This window comes from Streptomyces sp. NPDC015131 (assembly GCF_043079975.1).
GTDB lineage: Bacteria > Actinomycetota > Actinomycetes > Streptomycetales > Streptomycetaceae > Streptomyces.
Genome location: NZ_JBIBVB010000001.1, coordinates 1,120,831 through 1,138,302, shown reverse-complemented (window position 1 = coordinate 1,138,302; position 17,472 = coordinate 1,120,831). Strand labels below are relative to the sequence as shown.

Genomic DNA, 17,472 nt, shown 5'->3' with positions numbered 1-17,472 from the left:
CTCCCCGGGCCGCGCCCGCCTTCCCTACGGTTTCGGAGCACCCCCCACCGCCACTCCCCACTTCTCCCCGCACCGCCGCACCGCCGCACCGCGGGATCCCGTACCCCCGGATCCCCCTGCTCCGGATCCCCCTGCTCCGCTCCCCGCCTCCGAGACCGAGGAGACTTCCGCATGTTCCACCGACACGCCAGAGCCGCGTGTGTGGGCGCCGCCACCGTGGGCGCCCTGGTCCTGACCGCCTTGCAGGGCGCCGCTTCGGCCGCCCCGGGCGGCCCCGCGTCCGGCACCGGTGCCGCCGCCGCGCCCCCGGCGGCGGCCCGTTCGGCGGCGGACACGCTCGCCGTGGACTCCGTACGCCCGGAGGTGCTGGCCGCCATGGAACGGGACCTGGGCCTGACCCGTGCCGAGGCGCGGCAGCGGCTGGCCAACGAGGCGGCGGCGGGTGCCACCGCCGCGCTCCTGCGGCAGCGGCTGGCCGGTGCGTACGCGGGCGCCTGGGTCGAGGGTGACGCGTCGTCGGTGCTGACGGTCGCCACCACCCGGGCCGCCGACGCGGCGGCCGTCCGGGCGAGCGGCGCCCGGGCCGCGGTGGTCGGGCACAGCCTGGCCGAACTGGACGGTACGAAGGCGGCGCTGGACCGGGCGGCGCGTGATGCCCGGCCGTCCGGGGTGCCCGTCTGGTACGTCGACGTGAAGAGCAACTCCGTGGTGGTCGGCGCGGCGGACCCGGGCGAGGCCCGGTCGCTAATCACCCGGCTGGGCCGGGACGACCGGGCGCGCGTCCGGGTGGTCCCGACGGACGAACAGCCGCGCCCGCTCTACGACATACGGGGTGGCGACGCGTACTACATGGGGGGTTCGGGGCGCTGCTCGGTGGGCTTCTCCGTCACCCGGGGCACCCAGCAGGGCTTCGCGACCGCGGGCCACTGCGGCCGGGCCGGCACCACCACCAGCGGCTACAACCAGGTGGCGCAGGGCTCGTTCCACGCGTCGACGTTCCCAGGCCGCGACACGGCCTGGGTGGCGACCAACTCCAACTGGACGGCCACGCCGTACGTCAAGGGCGCGGGCGGCGCCAATGTCCAGGTGGCCGGGTCGGTCCAGCAGCCGGTCGGCGCGTCGATCTGCCGCTCGGGCTCGACCACCGGCTGGCACTGCGGCACGATCCAGCAGCACAACACCAGTGTCACCTACCCCGAGGGCACCATCAGCGGGGTGACGCGGACGTCGGTGTGCGCCGAACCGGGCGACTCGGGCGGCTCGTACATCTCCGGCAGCCAGGCGCAGGGCGTCACCTCGGGCGGCTCGGGCAACTGCCGCAGTGGCGGCACGACGTACCACCAGCCGATCAACCCGCTGCTCCAGGCGTACGGGCTGACGCTCACCACCTCCACCGGCCCGGGCGACCCCGAGGACCCGGAGGACCCGGGCCCCGGTGAGCCGGGCGGCACCTGGTCGGCCGGCACCGTCTACGCGGCGGGCGCCCAGGTCACCCACGGCGGCGCCACCTACCGCTGCCTGCAGGGCCACCAGGCGCAGGCCGGGTGGGAACCACCGAACGTCCCGGCGCTCTGGCAGCGCGTCTGACGGGTGCGTGACGCGCCCGTCCGGGCGCCGGGCCGTGGGGGCGCGTGCCGTGACCGGTGGCGGTCACGGCACGCGCGCACGTGGCGTCAGTCCTCCCGGCCGGAGCGGCGGTCGAAGCCGTCCCGCACGCGTGCGCAGGCGACCGACGCCTTGTTGAGCAGCCAGATGGCGGTGAGGGAGGTGAGGGCGAACACCGCGAGGAACAGCACCGCGCCCACCACCACGAGCAGCGGACCGCCGGCGGACGAGACACCCCGGAAGAGCGGCCCCGCCGCGGATCCGGCGGCTCCGACGAGGGGCACCAGCACGGCCATCAGGACGACCCGGCCCCGGCGCGGCGGAGCGTCGTCTCCCCGCTCGTCCGCGAGTACGCCGTCGTGCGCGGCGTCGTGCGCGGCGTCGTACGGGCCGGTGGGGTACGCGTCGGAGTGCGCGGCCTCGTACGCGCCGGCGGACTCCTCGTCCGGGTCGCGCCGCTCCTGGTGGTGGTGCGGATGGTGGTCGTGTGTTCCCTCGTTCACAAGGACCCAGTGTGCGCCCTGCATCCTTCTCACGACACTCCGATTGCGGCGGGTGGCCGTCCGCTCAGCCGCCGGCCTTCCCCACGGGGGTGCCGGAGCGGCCGGTCACGGCGACCGTGCGGGCCAGCCGGGGGCCCAGCCAGCGCTTGAACCTGCGGAGCGCCTCGACCTGCCCGGCCGCCCGGTCGATCCGGTAGTAGAGCTGGGGCGGGACGTGCGGCAGCAGCGGGGAGTGCCGCTGGCCGAGCAGCGCGAACATCTGATCCGGCGCCAGGTCCATGTAGCGCGGGAGGTTCTCGTACCAGCGGGCGCTGTAACGGGCCGCGCTCTGGGTGGGGACGAGCGCGGTGCGGCGCTCCCGCTCGTAGCGGGCGAGGGCGGCGGTGAGGCCGGGGCCGCCGTCGGCGCCGGGGGTCTCGTGGAGGGCGGCGGTGAGGGCGACGGCGTCCTCCAGGGCGAGGGTGGTGCCCGCCCCGATGGAGTAGTGGGTGGTGTGGGCGGCGTCGCCGAGCAGGACGAGGTTGCCGTGGTGCCAGGTGCGGTTGGTGACGGTGCGGAAGTTCAGCCAGCGCGCGCCGCCGTCGCCGCGCTCCCCGCCGACGAGGGGGTGGCCGTCCAGCGGTTCGGCGAACAGCCGCCCCAGCAGGGCGAGGGTGTCGGCGTGGCCGGCCCGGTCGAGGCCGAGCCCGGTCCAGGTGTCGGGCGCACACTCGACGACGCAGGTGCTGTGGTCCTCGCCGTAGCGGTAGCCGTAGCACCAGATCCAGCCGTGCTCCGTCTCGACGAAGGCGAAGGTGAAGGCGTCGAAGACCCGGGTGGTGCCGAGCCAGATGTACTGGTTGCGCCCGGCCGTGATGTCGGTGCCGAAGTGGTCGCCGAGGCCGCCGCGCAGCCGGCTGCCCGCCCCGTCGCAGGCGACGACCAGGTCGGCGCCGGGCGGGACCGTCCCGGGCGTGACGGTGTTCCGGAACGCGATCCGCACGCCGAGTGACGCGGCCCGTTCGGCGAGGATGTCGAGCAGGACGCGGCGGCTGATGCCGAAGCCCTGGTCCCCGTGGTGCACGGTCCGGTCGCCCCGGACATACGCCGTGCCGTCGCTCCAGCGGACCGAACTCCGGGCGATGGCGTCGGCGCTGACCGGGTCGTGGCGCCGCAGGGTGTCGAGCAGCCCCTCCCAGTAGGTGACGCCCCAGCCGTAGGTGGAGCCGGCGGGGTTGCGCTCGTGGACCGTGATCTCGTGGGACGGGTTCCGCAGCTTCATCAGGACGGAGAAGTACAGACCGGCGGGCCCGCCGCCGACGCAGGCGACCTTCACAGGGACTCCGATCAAGGGCTGAGGCGGCCAATTGATCAGGCAACGTACCAGCCCATCGCCCTAAATGGTGCGATCCGTACGGTTTGTTCTGGCGGTGGGTGGGGAGGTGCCTTGCAGTGGGGTACACCCGATCGGAGGCCGTCATGATCATCCTGGGCCTTGTCCTGCTCATCATCGGTGCCGTGGCCGGCATCGGCGTCCTGTGGACCATCGGACTCGTCCTGATCGTGCTCGGAGCGGCCCTCTGGATCCTGGGCGCCCTGGGGCACGCCGTGGGCGGACGGCGGCACTACTGGTGACGCGCCGGGCGCCGCCGCGCTCGGCGCCGCCGCGCTAGGCGTCCGTGTCGCCGGACTCTTCGAGCCGGTCCTTGGCGCGCTTGCCCACCACGGCCGCCGCCGCCAGGGCGCTGCCCACGAAGGCCACCGCCACGGTCCACGGCTGGTCGAACCGGTGGCGGGTGAGGTGGTCGAGGGAGTACCTGCCGGGACCGGTGACCCCGATGGCCGCCGCCGTGAAGCCCAGCAGGGCGGGATACTCGAAGCCGCCCGACTGGTTGAAGAACCCGGCCGGGGCGTGCACCGCGACCGCCCCCGCCATCGCACCCGCCGCGGCCGCCCCGGCGGCGGGGGTGGCCAGCCCCAGCATCAGCAGCAGTCCCCCTCCCGCCTCTCCCGCTCCGGCCGCGACCGCGCTCAGGCGGCCGGGCCGGTAGCCCATCGCGTCCATCGCCTTGGCCGTGCCCTCCAGGCCGCCGCCCCCGAACCAGCCGAGCAGCTTCTGCGCCCCGTGCGCGGCGAGCACCGCTCCGGTGCCCGCGCGCAGGACGCACAGACCGAGGTCGCGTCGGTTGAGGGCGGCGCTCATGGGGTCTCCCGGGCGTGGCGGCGGTTGTGTACCGTCCCACTCTCACCCGGCGCGCCGCCCCCCGGACCCCGCTGCTGCGCCATACGGGTGGGCCCTACCCGGCGGGCCCGGCCCGGCTGGCCCTCCGCCCGCGGGTCCCGCCCCGCCCGCCGGTCCGCGACCGCCCGCGGGTCGCGCCCCACCTGCCGGTGCCCTCCCGGCCACGGTCCCGGCCGCCCGGTGCCGTACGCCCGCCGGTTCCACCCTGGCCGCCCGCGGGCCCCGTCCCGCCCGTGCCACCCACGCCCGCCGGTCCCATCCCGGCCGCCCGCAGGCCCCGCCCCGCCCGTACCACCCCCACCCGCCCGATCCGTCCCGGCCGGCCCACCGTCCGCCCAGGCCCGCCCCGCCCGCGCGCCCAGGCACGCCTCACCGGCCGCCCCGGGCCGGGGGCGGGAGGGGTTCCACCTCCAGGTGGCGGCGTCCTCGCGGGCCCCGGTAGAGCAGGGCCTCCCAGCCCAGCGGGGCGAGCGCCCGGACGCACGCGCCGAGCGCGGACTCCTCCTCCTGCGCGGCCCCTCCCCCGGGCGGGCCGAGCCACTCCACCCTGACCGTCCCCGGTGCCTCCCCCGCCGCCACCCGGTACCCGTTCGCCACGCGCCGCCCCTCCGCGTCCACGCCCGAGGGCGCCAGTCCGGCGGCCTCCAGGGCCAGGGCGACCGCCCTGACCGGCCGGTTGCGCTCCCAGGGCGCGGGCACCGCCTCGGGATCGCCCCCGCTCCCGGCGCCCCCGGTCAGCCGCCGGATCTGCAGCAGCCCCTCGAACGCCACCCGCACCTCGGCCGCCCGGCGCCGCGCCGCTTCCTCCTCCGCCGGCGGGGCGGGCCCGTCGCCCGTCGCCGCCTCGAACGCCCGGTCCGTCACCCGAGCCTCCTGATGTCACCCCGCACCCGGTAGAAACCGCCCGACGCGGGGTGCAGCGCGTCCACCACGTACCGCGCGCCGGGCTCCCGTATCGCGCGCGGGAACTGGACGTTCCACGACGGGTCGTAACCCTCCGACACCACGTGCACCCGCATCCGGCCGCCCTGCTGGACGCACTCCACGACCACCGCGCCGGCGGGCGCGGCCGACACGGTCGTCACCGCGGCGGCGGCCGTCGCCGGTGCGTAGGTGGGCAGCGCGGCGGCCAGCTTCACGTCCCGGGCGACGGGCACGGAGCCCCGCTGCGCGGCGGTGACGGCCGCCTCGCTCGCGTCCACGCAGACCAGGGAGCCGTCCGTGGTGACCAGGTAGAGCCGCTCCTCGTGGTACTGCATCGACAGTGCCGAGCCGCCTCCCGTGCCCAGCTTCCACAGGCGGGTGCCGTCCCGGTCGAAGCAGTACACCGACGAGGAGGAGTCCCCCGCGAAGACGAACCGGCCGCCGGGCGAGGTCGCGCACGAGTACACCGGGCTGTCGCAGCCGTATGTCGCCTCCAGCCGGCCGTCCCGCTTGGACAGCCGCTGGACCACCCTGCTCCCCGTGCCCGCGTACACCGCGTCGTCCTCCTGCCAGCCGAACAGCACCGCGCCCCGCGTGGGCGTGTGCCACAGCTCGCCCCCGCCGTCCGGCGCGTAGGCCGTCACGCCGTGGGTGTGGCCGTGGTAGACGGCACGGTCGTCGGCGCGCACCATCCAGGCGTGCTCGCCCCGTCCGCCGCGCGCCCACTGGTGCTCGTCCTCGTGGTCGATCACGGTCAGCCGCCCGCCCCGGTCGGCGACATTGAGCACGCCCTCGTGGATGTCCAGCCAGAAGATGTCGACGTCGTCGGCGATGTCGTACGCCGCGAACGGCAGCTTGGAGGACAGGTCGTACACCCGGCCGTCGTCGCAGCCCGCGTAGATCCAGAAGTCGTCCGCGACCAGGCACTTGACGCCGTCGGGCAGGCTGTAGCGGGCGAGGACCTCCCCGCCGTGCGCCAGGGTGTAGACGTCGCCCGACTGGTTGCCCACCCAGCAGCGCTCGTCGTCGACGTGGATGCCGAAGGCCGCCGAGCCCGTGCGGAACCGCCACAGCACCGGTGCGACCGCCCGCGCGGTGGAGGGCGCCGAGGACACCTGGCGGCGGGTGACCGAGCGGGGCGCCCGCTGCCCGGGCACGGCCGGCGCGTACCCCTTGCGCACCTTCTCGCCGACCTTCTTCGCGGCGGCGGCCTGCGCCTTCTGGGGCGTGGCGAACGTCGACGTCTGCGTCTGCCCGGCGGCGCCGATCCGTCCGTAGCGCACGGACACCACCTGGCCGGCCACCGTGACCTCGTAGAACTTGTGCGCACCTCCGCCGTCCTGCGACAGCTCCAGATACGTGGTCGACGTGGTCGACATGGCAGACCCCTCCCCAGGACGGACCGCGCGGCCTTCTCCGCGAGTCCCACTTCCTGAACGGTAGAAGCCACCACTGACAATCACCCGGTGACGGCCCGTCGCCCGCCACTGGTGGAGCAGCGCCACTGGCGGAGCAGCCCGGCGGGCGCGCCGGCCCGGCCAGGGGCACGATGGCCGTGACGAGCGGAGGGTGGAGCATGCAGCTCATGCGGAGGCGCCGGTACCGCAGCGCCGCCGCGCTGGCGGTGCTGATGCTCCTCGCCGCCACCTCGCTGGTGCTCCACCCGGGTGCCTGGCTGCTGGGCAGCGCCTCCTCGGCGCCGGAGCGCCGGCCGGCGCCCAGGGCCCTGCACCAGGGCCCCCGTCCCGCGGTCGTGCCGCGCGGCGCGTGGCACGCGGAGAGCGTGGGCACGGCGCCCGCCGCCCGCTACGCGCCGGCCGTGCGCGCGGCCGTCATCCACCACACCAGCACGCCCAACGGCTACGACTGCGCGACCGTGCCGGGCACGCTGCGCCAGGTGTACGCGGGCCATGCGATCGGCCGGGAGTGGGACGACATCGGTTACAACTTCCTGGTCGACGCGTGCGGCACCATCTACGAGGGGCGGGCGGGCGGCGTCGACCGGCCCGTCGTCGGGGCGCACTCCAAGGGGTTCAACGAGGGAACGGTGGGCATCGCCGGCATCGGCACCTTCAATGAGGAGGACTCCGTTCCGGAGCCGATGCTCGACGCCATGGCGCGGCTCGTGGCGTGGAAGCTCGGCCCGTACGGCCCCGATCCGCGCGGCCGGGTGACCCTGGTGTCGACCAACGACGAGGCGCGGTACCCGAAGGGGACACGGGCGAACCTCGCCGTGGTCAGCGGCCATTCGGACGGTTACCCGACGCGCTGCCCGGGCGGGGCCCTGCACGCGAAGCTCCCCGACATCGCCGCGCGGGCCGCCCGTCTCCAGCACCGTCCGTAGCCGGGGCCCCGTCAGCCGGACAGCCCGAAGACCTGCACCCACCAGGGGCCGTTGGAGCGGAGGCTGACGCCGACGCCGATGTCCTTGAACTCGCAGTTGACGATGTTCTTGCGGTGGCCCGGGCTGGCCAGCCAGTCGCGCACGGCGCGGCCAGGGTCCTTGGGGCCGCGGTGGATGTTCTCGCCCCAGACGCGCCACGCGTAGCCCGCCGCCTCCATCCGGTCGCCCGCGTCGCGGCCCTCCGGGCTGTCGTGCGCGTAGTAGTGCCGGGCGGCCATGTCGTCGGCGTGCCCCTGCGCGGCGTCGCGGAGGCGGGCGTGGGGGCGTACGGGGCGGCAACCCGCCTTCGCCCGCGCGGCGTTCACCAGCGCGACCACCCGCTCCGCGCGCGTGGCGGCGGCCGCGGCCACCGCCCGTCCGGCCGCCGGGACCGCGCTCGCCGGCACCGAGGCGGCCGGCACCGGAAGGGCGGGGTCCGGAGCGGTGGGGGCGGCGGGGGACGGGGTGGCTGCCGGAGGGGCCACCCGGACGTCCGGGCCGCCCCACTGGTCCGCGTCGAAGGCGCCGGTCACCAGGGCCACGGCTGCCGCCACGGCGCCGGCCGCCGCCACCGTACCGGCGAGGGCGATTCCGGTGGCCCGGGCCGGTCTCCCCCGGCGTGGGGCCCTTTCCCCGGCACGGGAGCGGGAGCGGGAGCGGCGGCGGGCGCGGCCGGAAAGGGGCGCACCGGGGCGGAGTCCGTCTTCGCGGGGGCGGTCCGGGCTGGGGTCGTACGACACGGGAAAGCAGCCTTCCTCCGGCGTGATGGAACGTTTCTCCAGCCGTCCGTGACCGTGTGACGCGTCGTGGACGGCTGCGCACGTCTGGGACGTCAGGTCTTCCGTGCGCGCCCCGGCCGGAAACCGGGCGGGCCGGAATCGGCCCCGGGGGGCGGACGTTCACGTCCGGCGGCCCCTCTCCGGGCGGGGCGGCGATGGGGCAGGATGTGCGAAGACTGGCCGGACTTGTTCGATAAGACCCGCCCGGCAGTCGCAGGACAAGAGCAGAAGGGACTTCGAGGGTGTCAGCCCCGCACGTGAGCACTGAGAGCACCGCACCCGCCGACCATGTCGTGGCGGTCGTGCTGTCCGTCGTGGCCGAGGTGACGGGCACCGGGCCCCACCGGGCCTCGGACAGCTTCTACGACTTCGGCGGTACCTCGCTGGACGCCATACGCATATGCCTGCGCGTCGGCCGCGAACTGGACGTGGACGTCCCGCCGGAGACCCTGCTCGACAGCGAGGACCTGGCCGGCTTCGCCGCCGCCGTGACCGCCGCCCGGGACGCCCGGTGACCGGCGTCCCGACGCTGCCCGGCGCCGTACCGGCCCCGCGCGCGGCGGGCACCGCGACCGGCGGGCGGCCGGAGCTGATCCACCGGGCGGTCGAGCAGCACGCCGCGCGGACGCCCGGCGCGGTGGCCCTGGTCGACGGCGACCGGCGGGTGGGGTACGCCGAGCTGGACGCGGCGGCCGACGCCTGGGCGGCCAAACTGCGGGACCGGGGCGCCGGTCCGGGGACGTTCGTGCCGGTGGTGCTGGAGCGTTCGGCGACCCTGGTGGCCGCGCTCCTCGGCGTCCTGAAGACAGGCGCCGCCTACGCGGCCCTGGACCCCGCCTGGCCCGCCGGGCGGCTGCGCTCGGTGGCGGCGATGCTCACGCCCCGGGTGGCGGTCGCGCCGGCCGGCGAGAACGGCCTCCACGCGCGCGTGGTCTGCTCCCCGGACGGGCGCGGCCTGCTCCCCCGGCGCGGGGCGGCCCGGCCCGCGTCCGGCGCGGAGCGCACCGGCGGCGGGGCCGGTGACCCGGTGGACGGGGCCGCTCCCGCCACGGTCTTCTTCACCTCGGGCACCACCGGGCGCCCCAAGGCGGTGGTGTCGGGGCACCGGGCGACGCTCAGCCTCCTCGGGGACCGCTTCGCGCCCTTCACCGCCGGCGACGCCGGGCGCCCGGTGATGCCGCAGGCGGCCCCGGTCTCCTGGGACGGCTTCACCCTGGAGGCGTGGGGCCCGCTGGTCAACGGCGGGACCAGCGTGCTGCTCGGCGGGGGCTTCCTGCTGCCCGGCACGCTGCGCGGCCTGGTGGAACGCGAGGGGGTGGACACCGTCTGGCTCACCGCCTCCCTCTTCCACCTGTTCACCGACGAGGACCCGGGCTGCTTCGGCGGGCTGCGCCATGTCCTGACGGGCGGGGAGCGGCTCTCCGTGCCCCGGGTGCGCGCCTTCCTCGACCGCCACCCGGACACCGTCCTGACCAATGGTTACGGGCCGGTCGAGACGTGCGTGTTCGCCACGGCCCGCCGGGTCCGCCGCGCCGACTGCGACGTCCCCACCGGGATACCCGTGGGCGAGCCGGTCCCGGGCCGCCGGGTGCACGTCCTGGCGGACGGCGAGGAGGCCCCGGCGGGCGTCACGGGCGAGATCTGCGTCTCGGGCGACGGCATCGCCCTCGGCTACCTGGGCGACCCGGAGGCGACCGCCCGGGCGTTCCCGGCCGTCGCCCTCGACGGCGTACGGACGCGGGTCTACCGCACCGGCGACCTCGGCTTCCGCGACGCGGACGGCGTCCTGCACTTCACCGGCCGCGCCGACCGGCAGGTGAAGCTGCGCGGCCACCGCGTCGAACCGGAGGAGGTGGAGGCCGTCGCCCGCACCCTGCCCCCGGTGGCCGACTGCGCGGCCGTCCCCGTCCCCGGGGCGAACGGCGGTTTCGAGCGGCTGGCCCTGTTCTGCACGGCGGCGCCCTCGGAGGCCCCGCCGTCGGGCCCGGCGCTCCGCCGGGAGCTGGCCGCCCGGTTGCCCCGCCACCTGGTGCCCGACGTGGTGCGGGTGCTCCCCCGGCTGCCGCTGACCGCCAACGGGAAGCTGGACCGCGCCGCGCTGCTGGACGCGCTCCGGCCGGACGGCGGCTCCGGGGCCCGTACCGGGGAGGCGGGCGCATGACGGCGCCCGGGAACGGCCCGGCCGGGGAGGCACTGCCCACCCACCCCATGTCGTTCGAGCAGGAGTCGATCTGGCTCAACGACCAGTTCCAGAGCGGTACCGGACGGTACGTCGAGTCCTGGGTCCACCGGCTGCGCGGGGACGTCGACGTCACGGCCGTCCGTACGGCGCTCACCGGGATCGTCGCCCGGCACGAGCCGCTGCGGACGGCGCTGGTGCTGGAGGGCGGCCGGACCGTGCAGCGGGTGCACCCCGCCGCGCCCGTCCCCCTCGCCGTCCGGGAGGTGCCCGGGGACGCGGTGGCGGAAGCGGTCCGGGCCGCCGTCTCGGGCCCGCTGCCCGTGGACCGGCCGCCGCTGCTGCGGGCGACGCTGCTGCGCACCGGGGAGCGGGAGGCCGTCCTGGCGGTGGCCGTGCACCACGCGGTCGTGGACGGCTGGTCCTTCCGGCTCCTGGACGAGGAGTTCGGCGAGCTGTACCGGGCCGCCGCGGAGGGCCGCCGCCCCGCGCTGGCGCCCCTTCCGACGACGTTCGGCGCGTACGCCCGCGCCCAGCGCGCCGAGGAGACGGCGGACCCCGGCACGCCGGGGGGCGAGGACCTGGCCTACTGGCGGCGGACCCTGGCCGGGGCGCCGGCCGAGTCGACCGTCCCGCTGGACCGGCCGCGGCCCGCCGTCCCGGACCACCGCGGCGGGATGATCGAGTTCCGGGTCGGGCCGGATCTCGCCGCCGCAGTGCGCGACACCTGCCGGCGGCTGCGCGCCACGCCGTTCGGCCTGTTCACCGCCGTCCTGACGGCGCTGGTGAGCCGGCTCGGCGGCCAGGACGACGTGGTGCTGGGCACCCCGGTCAGCCGGCGGGACCGGCTGGAGCTGGAGCCGCTGGTCGCCTGCCTCAGCGACGTCATGCCGCTGCGTCAGCGCGTACGGCCCGGGCAGACCTTCCGGGAGCTGGTCGCGGGGAGCACCGCGTGCGTGCGGGGGGCCATGGCGCACCGGCGGGTCCCGCACAGCAGGCTGGTCGCCGAGCTGGCGGGCGAGCGGGTGCCGGGACGGTTCCCGCTGTTCCAGGTGGTGTTCACGGTGGACGACGCGGGCGCGCCCGGGCTGCGGCTGCCGGGGGTGGCCGCCGAGCGCCTCTACGCCCATGACGGCACCGCCAAGTTCGACCTGTTCCTGGAGATCGTCCCGGGCGGGGAGGGCGAGGGGTACCGGGTGCTGATGGAGTACGCGACCGGTGTCCTCGACCCGTCGACCGCGCGGCGGCTGTCCGGGCGCTTCCTGGCCCTGCTGGCCGACGCCACCCGGGACCCGGACCGGGCGGTGGAGGACCTGGCGGTGATGCCCGGGGCGGAACGGCTGCTGGTGACCGGGGAGCTGAGCGGGGCGGCCCGGGAGGCCGGGGCAAAGCCGCCGCCGCACGCCCACGAGCGGGCCGTCCGGACCGCGCTCGCCGCCCCCGGCGCCCCGGCCGTGCTGGACGGCGGGCGGACCGTGACGTACGGGGAGCTGTCGGCGGCCTCGCACCGCCTGGCCCACTGGCTGGTGGCCCGGGGGGCGGCCCACGCGCGCGTGGGCGTGCGCATGGACCGGTCCGCCGACGCCTTGGTCGCCCTGCTGGGCGTGGCGCGGGCGGGCGCCGCCTGTGTGCCGCTGGACCCGTCCCTGCCGGACGCCCGTACCGCGCTGATGGTCCGGGACAGCGGGCTCGCCGCCGTCCTGACGACCCGTGCGGCGGCTCCCGTCCCCGACCCCGGTGTGCCGGTGCTGTACCTGGAGGACGTCCCGGACTGCCCCGGGGACGCGCCGCTGCCGGTCACGTCGCCGGACGACGAGGCGTACGTGGTGTACACCTCGGGCTCCACGGGGCGTCCCAAGGGGGTGGCGCTCCCCCACCGGTCGCTGGCGGCGCTGCTGGACTGGCAGTGCCGCACCTCGGACGCCGGTGCCGGATCGCGCACGCTCCAGTTCGCCCCGTACGGCTTCGACGTGGCGTTCCAGGAGGCGTACGCGACCTGGGCGGCCGGCGGGGCGCTGGTCGTCGCGGACGACGCGACGCGCGGGGACCCGCACCGCCTGCTCGACCTGATCGCGGACCGGGCCGTGAACCGCCTCTTCCTGCCTTATGTGGCGCTTCAGCAGCTGGCCGGGTACGCGGTGGCCACCGGCCGGGTCCTGCCCTCGCTGCGGGAGGTGATCACGGCGGGCGAGCAGTTGTACGTGACGCCGGCGATCCGCGCGTTCTTCACGCGCGCGTGCCCGGGGGCGAGCCTGGAGAACCAGTACGGCCCGTCCGAGACGCATGTGGTGACGGCGCACCGGCTGACCGGCGCCCCGGAGGGGTGGCCGGACCGGCCGCCGATCGGGCGCCCGGTGCCGGGCAGCCGGGTGTACGTGCTGGACGGGCGGTTGCGGCCGTGTCCGGTGGGGACGGCGGGGGAGATCTGTGTCGCCGGTGACTCCGTGGCCCTCGGCTATCTGTCCGGGGAGGCCGGGCAGGGCCGCCGGTTCGTTCCGGACCCGTTCGGCGGGGCGCCGCCGGGCGGTCTGCTCTACCGCACCGGGGACCGGGGCCGCCTGCTGCCGGACGGCACGATCCGGTTCCTCGGCCGCGACGACGACCAGGTGAAGATCCGGGGGTACCGGGTGGAGCCGGGCGAGGTCGAGGCCGCCGTGAAGGCGGTGCCGGGTGTGACGGACGCGGTGGTGCAGGTCGCGGGCCGGGAGGCGGAGGACAAGCGCCTGGTGGCATACGTCACGGTGGCGGCCGGTGACGGGCCCGGCGCGGACGGGGTGCGGGCCGGCCTGCGGGCGCGGCTGCCCCGGCACCTGCTCCCGTCGTCGGTGGTCGTGGTGCCCGGCCTCCCCCGCACCGCGAGCGGCAAGACGGACCGGGCGGCCGTGCACCGGCGGTACGGCGCGACGGAGGGCGCCGGTTCGCGCGGTGCCGGTTCCGGAGGCGGCAATACCGGAAGCGACGGTCCCGGTTCCGGAGGCGGCGACACCGGAAGCGACGGTCCCGGTTCCGGAACCGGCACTACCGGAAGCGGTGGTCCCGGCGGCGCCAGTGCCGGACCAAGCGGTCCCGGGCCCGGCGGGCTGGCGGCGGTCTGGTGCGACGTCCTGCGGACCGGGGACACCGATCCCGACCGGTCGTTCTTCGCCCTGGGCGGCGACTCGCTGCTGGCCGTGCGGCTGTCGGTGCGGCTGCGCACCGAGCTGGGGCTCGACATCCGTCCCGCCGACATCGTCGCGGCGCCCACGCTGGGCGGTCTCGCCGCGCTCGCCCGGTCGCGCGGGCGCGCGGTGCCCGCCATCGGGCCGGTGGCTCTGGACCCGGCCATCGTGCCCGCCGGGGAGGTGGTGCGGGTGGCCGCCGAGCCGCGCGAGGTGCTGCTGACGGGTGCGACCGGGTTCCTCGGCGCGTTCCTGCTGCGCGAGCTGCTGGAGCGGACCGGGGCGGTCGTGCACTGCCTGGTGCGGGCGGCGGACGCGGCGACGGCCGGCAAGCGGATCCGGGCCGTTCTGGAGCGGTACCGGCTGTGGGACGACGCGATGGCGCACCGGGTGGTCCCGGTCCCCGGCGATCTGGCGCTGCCCCGGCTGGGGCTGGGCGAGGACCGGTTCGCCGCGCTGTCCCGGTCCGTCGACGCGGTGTTCCACTCCGGCGCGGAGGTGAACCTGGCGTACGGCTACGAGCGGCTGAGGGCGGCCAACGTGGACGGGACGGCGGAGGTGCTGCGGCTGGCCGCCGCCCACCGCACGGTGCCCGTGCACCATGTGTCGACAGTGGGGGTGTTCCCGCCGGCCGGGCCGCCGGTGGGCCGGGTGCTGCCCGGTCACCCGCTGGGCGACGTGACGCTGCTGCGCAACGGCTACGCCGAGTCGAAGTGGGTGGCGGAGACGCTGGTGGCGCGGGCCGGGGAGCGGGGGCTGCCGGTGACGGTGTACCGGCCCACCCGGATCGCCGGTGCCACCGCCACCGGGGTGTGCCAGACGTCGGACTTCCTGTGGCTGCTGGTGAAGGGGTGCCTCCAGGTGGGTGCCGCGCCGGGTGACTACGTCTCGGACTTCGACCTGGTGCCGGTGGACCACGTCAGCGGGGCGATCACCGCGCTGGCGACCGGCCGGGCGGCGCCCGGCACGGGGGCGGCCGGGGGCGTCTTCCATCTGTCCAGCGAGCGGCTGCGGACCTTCGCCGGGATCGCGGGGCGGCTGCGGGAACTGGGGCACCGGCTGGACGACGTACCGCTGGAGGAGTGGCACCGCCGGGTGGAGCGGCAGCCGGGGAACGCGGCCTACCCGCTCCTCGGGCTCCTCCCGCCGTCCGCCGAGGCGGCGCCCGCCAAGACTCCGTCCGCCGAGACGCCCTCCGCCGAGGCGACGCCCGCCGAGACCGCGCCCAAGGGCGGCTCTCCGCTGTTCGACTCCTCGGCCACCCGGCGGGCACTGTCGGAATGCGACGTCGTACCCGCCGTGGTGGACGATGCACTCTTCGACCGCTATGTACGGTTTTTCGAGCGGGAGGGGTTTTTGCCCCCCTCCCCCGGGCTGTCCAGAAAGGAACCGGACCCCTGTCGATCGACGATCGATCACGAGATATCTTGATGTCGAGCAATGTTGCAGACGCAGACGTGGAGCGGAGCACCCGGTGACTGACTCGACCATCATCTACACACACACTGACGAGGCCCCGGCACTCGCCACGCACTCGTTCCTGCCCGTGGTCCAGGCCTACGCCTCGACCGCCGGCGTCGGCGTCGAGACCCGGGACATCTCCCTGGCCGGCCGCATCATCGCGGGGTTCCCCGAGTACCTCGAGGAGGGGCAGCGCATCGACGACGCCCTCGCCGAGCTGGGTGAGCTGGCCAAGACCCCCGGTGCCAACATCATCAAGCTGCCGAACATCTCGGCCTCCATCCCGCAGCTGAAGGCGGCCGTCGCCGAGCTCCAGCAGCAGGGCTACGCGCTGCCGGACTACCCGGACGACCCGAAGACCGACGAGGAGCGCGACATCCGCGCCCGGTACGACAAGGTCAAGGGCAGCGCCGTGAACCCGGTCCTGCGCGAGGGCAACTCCGACCGCCGCGCCCCCGCCTCGGTGAAGAACTACGCCAAGGCCCACCCGCACCGCATGGGCGCCTGGACCCCCGAGTCGAAGACCAACGTCGCGACCATGGGCCAGAACGACTTCCGCTCCACCGAGAAGTCCGTCGTGATCTCCGAGGCCGGCTCGCTGCGCATCGAGCTGACCGGCGACGACGGCTCCACCACCGTCCTGCGGGAGTCCGTACCCGTACAGGCCGGTGAGGTCGTCGACGCCTCCGTGATGCGCGTCGCCGCGCTCCGCGAGTTCCTGTCCGAGCAGGTCGCCCGCGCCAAGGCGGAGGGTGTGCTGTTCTCGGTGCACCTCAAGGCCACCATGATGAAGGTCTCCGACCCCATCGTCTTCGGCCATGTGGTGCGCGCCTTCTTCCCGAAGACCTTCGCGAAGTACGGCGAGGTCTTCGCCGCCGCCGGCCTCACGCCCAACGACGGCCTCGGGGGCATCTACAAGGGCCTGGAGAAGCTGCCGGAGGGCGCCGAGATCAAGGCGTCGTTCGACGCGGAGCTGGCCGAGGGCCCCGAGCTGGCCATGGTCGACTCCGACAAGGGCATCACCAACCTGCACGTGCCGTCCGACGTGATCGTCGACGCGTCCATGCCGGCCATGATCCGCACCTCGGGTCACATGTGGGGCCCCGACGGCCAGGAGGCCGACACCCTCGCGGTGCTGCCCGACAGCAGCTACTCGGGTGTCTACCAGGTCGTCATCGACGACTGCCGTGCCAACGGCGCGTACGACCCGGCGACGATGGGCTCGGTGCCCAACGTGGGCCTGATGGCGCAGAAGGCCGAGGAGTACGGCAGCCACGACAAGACCTTCGAGATCCCGGCCACCGGCACCGTCCGCCTCGTCGACGAGGCCGGGAACGTGGTCCTGGAGCAGACCGTGTCGGCCGGTGACATCTTCCGCGCCTGCCAGACCAAGGACGCGCCGATCAAGGACTGGGTGAAGCTCGCCGTCACCCGCGCCCGCGCGACCGGCGACCCGGCGGTCTTCTGGCTGGACGAGACCCGCGCCCACGACGCCGTCCTGATCGGGAAGGTCGAGCGGTACCTCGCCGAGCACGACACCGAGGGCCTGGACATCCGGGTCATGTCGCCCGTGGAGGCGACCAAGCTGTCCGTCGAGCGGATCCGCCGCGGCGAGAACACCATCTCGGTCACCGGCAACGTCCTGCGCGACTACCTCACGGACCTCTTCCCGATCCTGGAGCTGGGCACCAGCGCCAAGATGCTCTCCGTGGTACCGCTGATGAACGGCGGCGGCCTCTTCGAGACGGGCGCCGGCGGTTCCGCGCCCAAGCACGTCCAGCAGCTGGTGAAGGAGAACTACCTGCGCTGGGACAGCCTGGGCGAGTTCCTGGCGCTCGCGGTGAGCTTCGAGCACCTGGCGCAGACCACGGGCAACGCCCGCGCCCAGGTCCTCGCCGACACCCTGGACCGCGCCACGGCCACGTTCCTCAACGAGGACAAGTCGCCGAGCCGCCGGCTGGGCGGCATCGACAACCGCGGCAGCCACTTCTACCTGGCCCTGTACTGGGCGCAGGAGCTGGCGAAGCAGACGGACGACGCCGAGCTGGCCAAGGCGTTCGCCCCGCTGGCCCAGACGCTCACCGAGCAGGAGGGCACCATCGTCGAGGAGCTGATCGCGGTGCAGGGCGAGCCGGCCGACATCGGCGGCTACTACCACCCGGACCCGGCCAAGGCCGCGGCGGTCATGCGCCCGTCGAAGACCCTCAACCAGGCGCTGGCCTCGCTGGCCTGACGCCGCCGCCGGGCCCGCACCGCCGG

13 protein-coding genes are annotated in these 17,472 nt (G+C 75.6%); 7 read left to right on the top strand and 6 right to left on the bottom strand.

What is annotated here, in order from left to right; genetic code table 11:
- The first annotated feature begins 171 nt into the window (after window positions 1-171).
- On the top strand, window positions 172-1,587 hold the full coding sequence (locus ACF08D_RS04745) for an alpha-lytic protease prodomain-containing protein (RefSeq protein ID WP_392221054.1): 1,416 nt from the start codon (window positions 172-174) through the stop codon (window positions 1,585-1,587).
- A gap of 86 nt (window positions 1,588-1,673) precedes the next feature.
- Here the strand turns inward: ACF08D_RS04745 and ACF08D_RS04740 are convergent, their stop codons facing one another.
- Together ACF08D_RS04740 and ACF08D_RS04735 are read right to left on the bottom strand one after the other, a co-directional pair.
- Window positions 1,674-2,108: a hypothetical protein gene (locus ACF08D_RS04740; protein ID WP_392221053.1), complete on the bottom strand. Its 435-nt coding sequence runs from the start codon at window positions 2,106-2,108 to the stop codon at window positions 1,674-1,676.
- A gap of 64 nt (window positions 2,109-2,172) precedes the next feature.
- The gene (locus ACF08D_RS04735) at window positions 2,173-3,423 is read right to left on the bottom strand and encodes an FAD-dependent monooxygenase (RefSeq protein WP_392221052.1); all 1,251 of its coding nucleotides are present in this window, start codon (window positions 3,421-3,423) and stop codon (window positions 2,173-2,175) included.
- 143 nt (window positions 3,424-3,566) lie between these two features.
- Between ACF08D_RS04735 and ACF08D_RS04730 the strand changes: the two genes are divergently transcribed.
- Window positions 3,567-3,722 carry a DUF6131 family protein gene (locus tag ACF08D_RS04730; RefSeq protein WP_392221214.1) on the top strand — a complete coding sequence of 52 codons (156 nt, stop codon included), beginning with the start codon at window positions 3,567-3,569 and terminating at the stop codon, window positions 3,720-3,722.
- A gap of 34 nt (window positions 3,723-3,756) precedes the next feature.
- On the opposite strand, the gene ACF08D_RS04725 is transcribed toward ACF08D_RS04730, so the two are convergent.
- The 3 genes from ACF08D_RS04725 to ACF08D_RS04715 all read right to left on the bottom strand — a co-directional run bounded on the left by ACF08D_RS04725 (window position 3,757) and on the right by ACF08D_RS04715 (window position 6,632).
- Window positions 3,757-4,290: a DoxX family protein gene (locus ACF08D_RS04725; protein ID WP_392221051.1), complete on the bottom strand. Its 534-nt coding sequence runs from the start codon at window positions 4,288-4,290 to the stop codon at window positions 3,757-3,759.
- 408 nt (window positions 4,291-4,698) lie between these two features.
- Window positions 4,699-5,193 (bottom strand): hypothetical protein, encoded by a 495-nt coding sequence (locus ACF08D_RS04720; protein WP_392221050.1) that lies wholly within the window; start codon window positions 5,191-5,193, stop codon window positions 4,699-4,701.
- On the bottom strand, window positions 5,190-6,632 hold the full coding sequence (locus ACF08D_RS04715; protein ID WP_392221049.1) for a WGR domain-containing protein: 1,443 nt from the start codon (window positions 6,630-6,632) through the stop codon (window positions 5,190-5,192). Before ACF08D_RS04715 ends, ACF08D_RS04720 begins: the two co-directional genes overlap by 4 nt.
- A 206-nt stretch (window positions 6,633-6,838) precedes the next feature.
- Here ACF08D_RS04715 and ACF08D_RS04710 point away from each other — a divergent pair, with 206 nt between their 5' ends.
- Complete coding sequence (locus ACF08D_RS04710; RefSeq protein WP_392221048.1) at window positions 6,839-7,597, top strand: peptidoglycan recognition protein; 759 nt, start codon at window positions 6,839-6,841, stop codon at window positions 7,595-7,597.
- Window positions 7,598-7,608: 11 nt separating this feature from the next.
- On the opposite strand, the gene ACF08D_RS04705 is transcribed toward ACF08D_RS04710, so the two are convergent.
- Entirely contained in the window at window positions 7,609-8,190 is a 582-nt protein-coding gene (locus tag ACF08D_RS04705; protein WP_392221047.1) for a CAP domain-containing protein, read from the bottom strand.
- Between the two features lie 482 nt (window positions 8,191-8,672).
- Between ACF08D_RS04705 and ACF08D_RS04700 the strand changes: the two genes are divergently transcribed.
- From ACF08D_RS04700 to ACF08D_RS04685, 4 genes are read left to right on the top strand one after another with little or no spacing between them, the layout of a single operon-like run.
- Complete coding sequence (locus ACF08D_RS04700) at window positions 8,673-8,930, top strand: acyl carrier protein (protein WP_392221046.1); 258 nt, start codon at window positions 8,673-8,675, stop codon at window positions 8,928-8,930.
- Complete coding sequence (locus tag ACF08D_RS04695; RefSeq protein ID WP_392221045.1) at window positions 8,927-10,576, top strand: amino acid adenylation domain-containing protein; 1,650 nt, start codon at window positions 8,927-8,929, stop codon at window positions 10,574-10,576. Before ACF08D_RS04700 ends, ACF08D_RS04695 begins: the two co-directional genes overlap by 4 nt.
- Window positions 10,573-15,183, top strand: coding sequence for an amino acid adenylation domain-containing protein (locus ACF08D_RS04690; RefSeq protein WP_392221044.1), 4,611 nt, complete (start codon window positions 10,573-10,575; stop codon window positions 15,181-15,183). Before ACF08D_RS04695 ends, ACF08D_RS04690 begins: the two co-directional genes overlap by 4 nt.
- A gap of 43 nt (window positions 15,184-15,226) precedes the next feature.
- Entirely contained in the window at window positions 15,227-17,446 is a 2,220-nt protein-coding gene (locus ACF08D_RS04685) for an NADP-dependent isocitrate dehydrogenase (RefSeq protein WP_392221043.1), read from the top strand.
- Window positions 17,447-17,472: the final 26 nt, after the last annotated feature.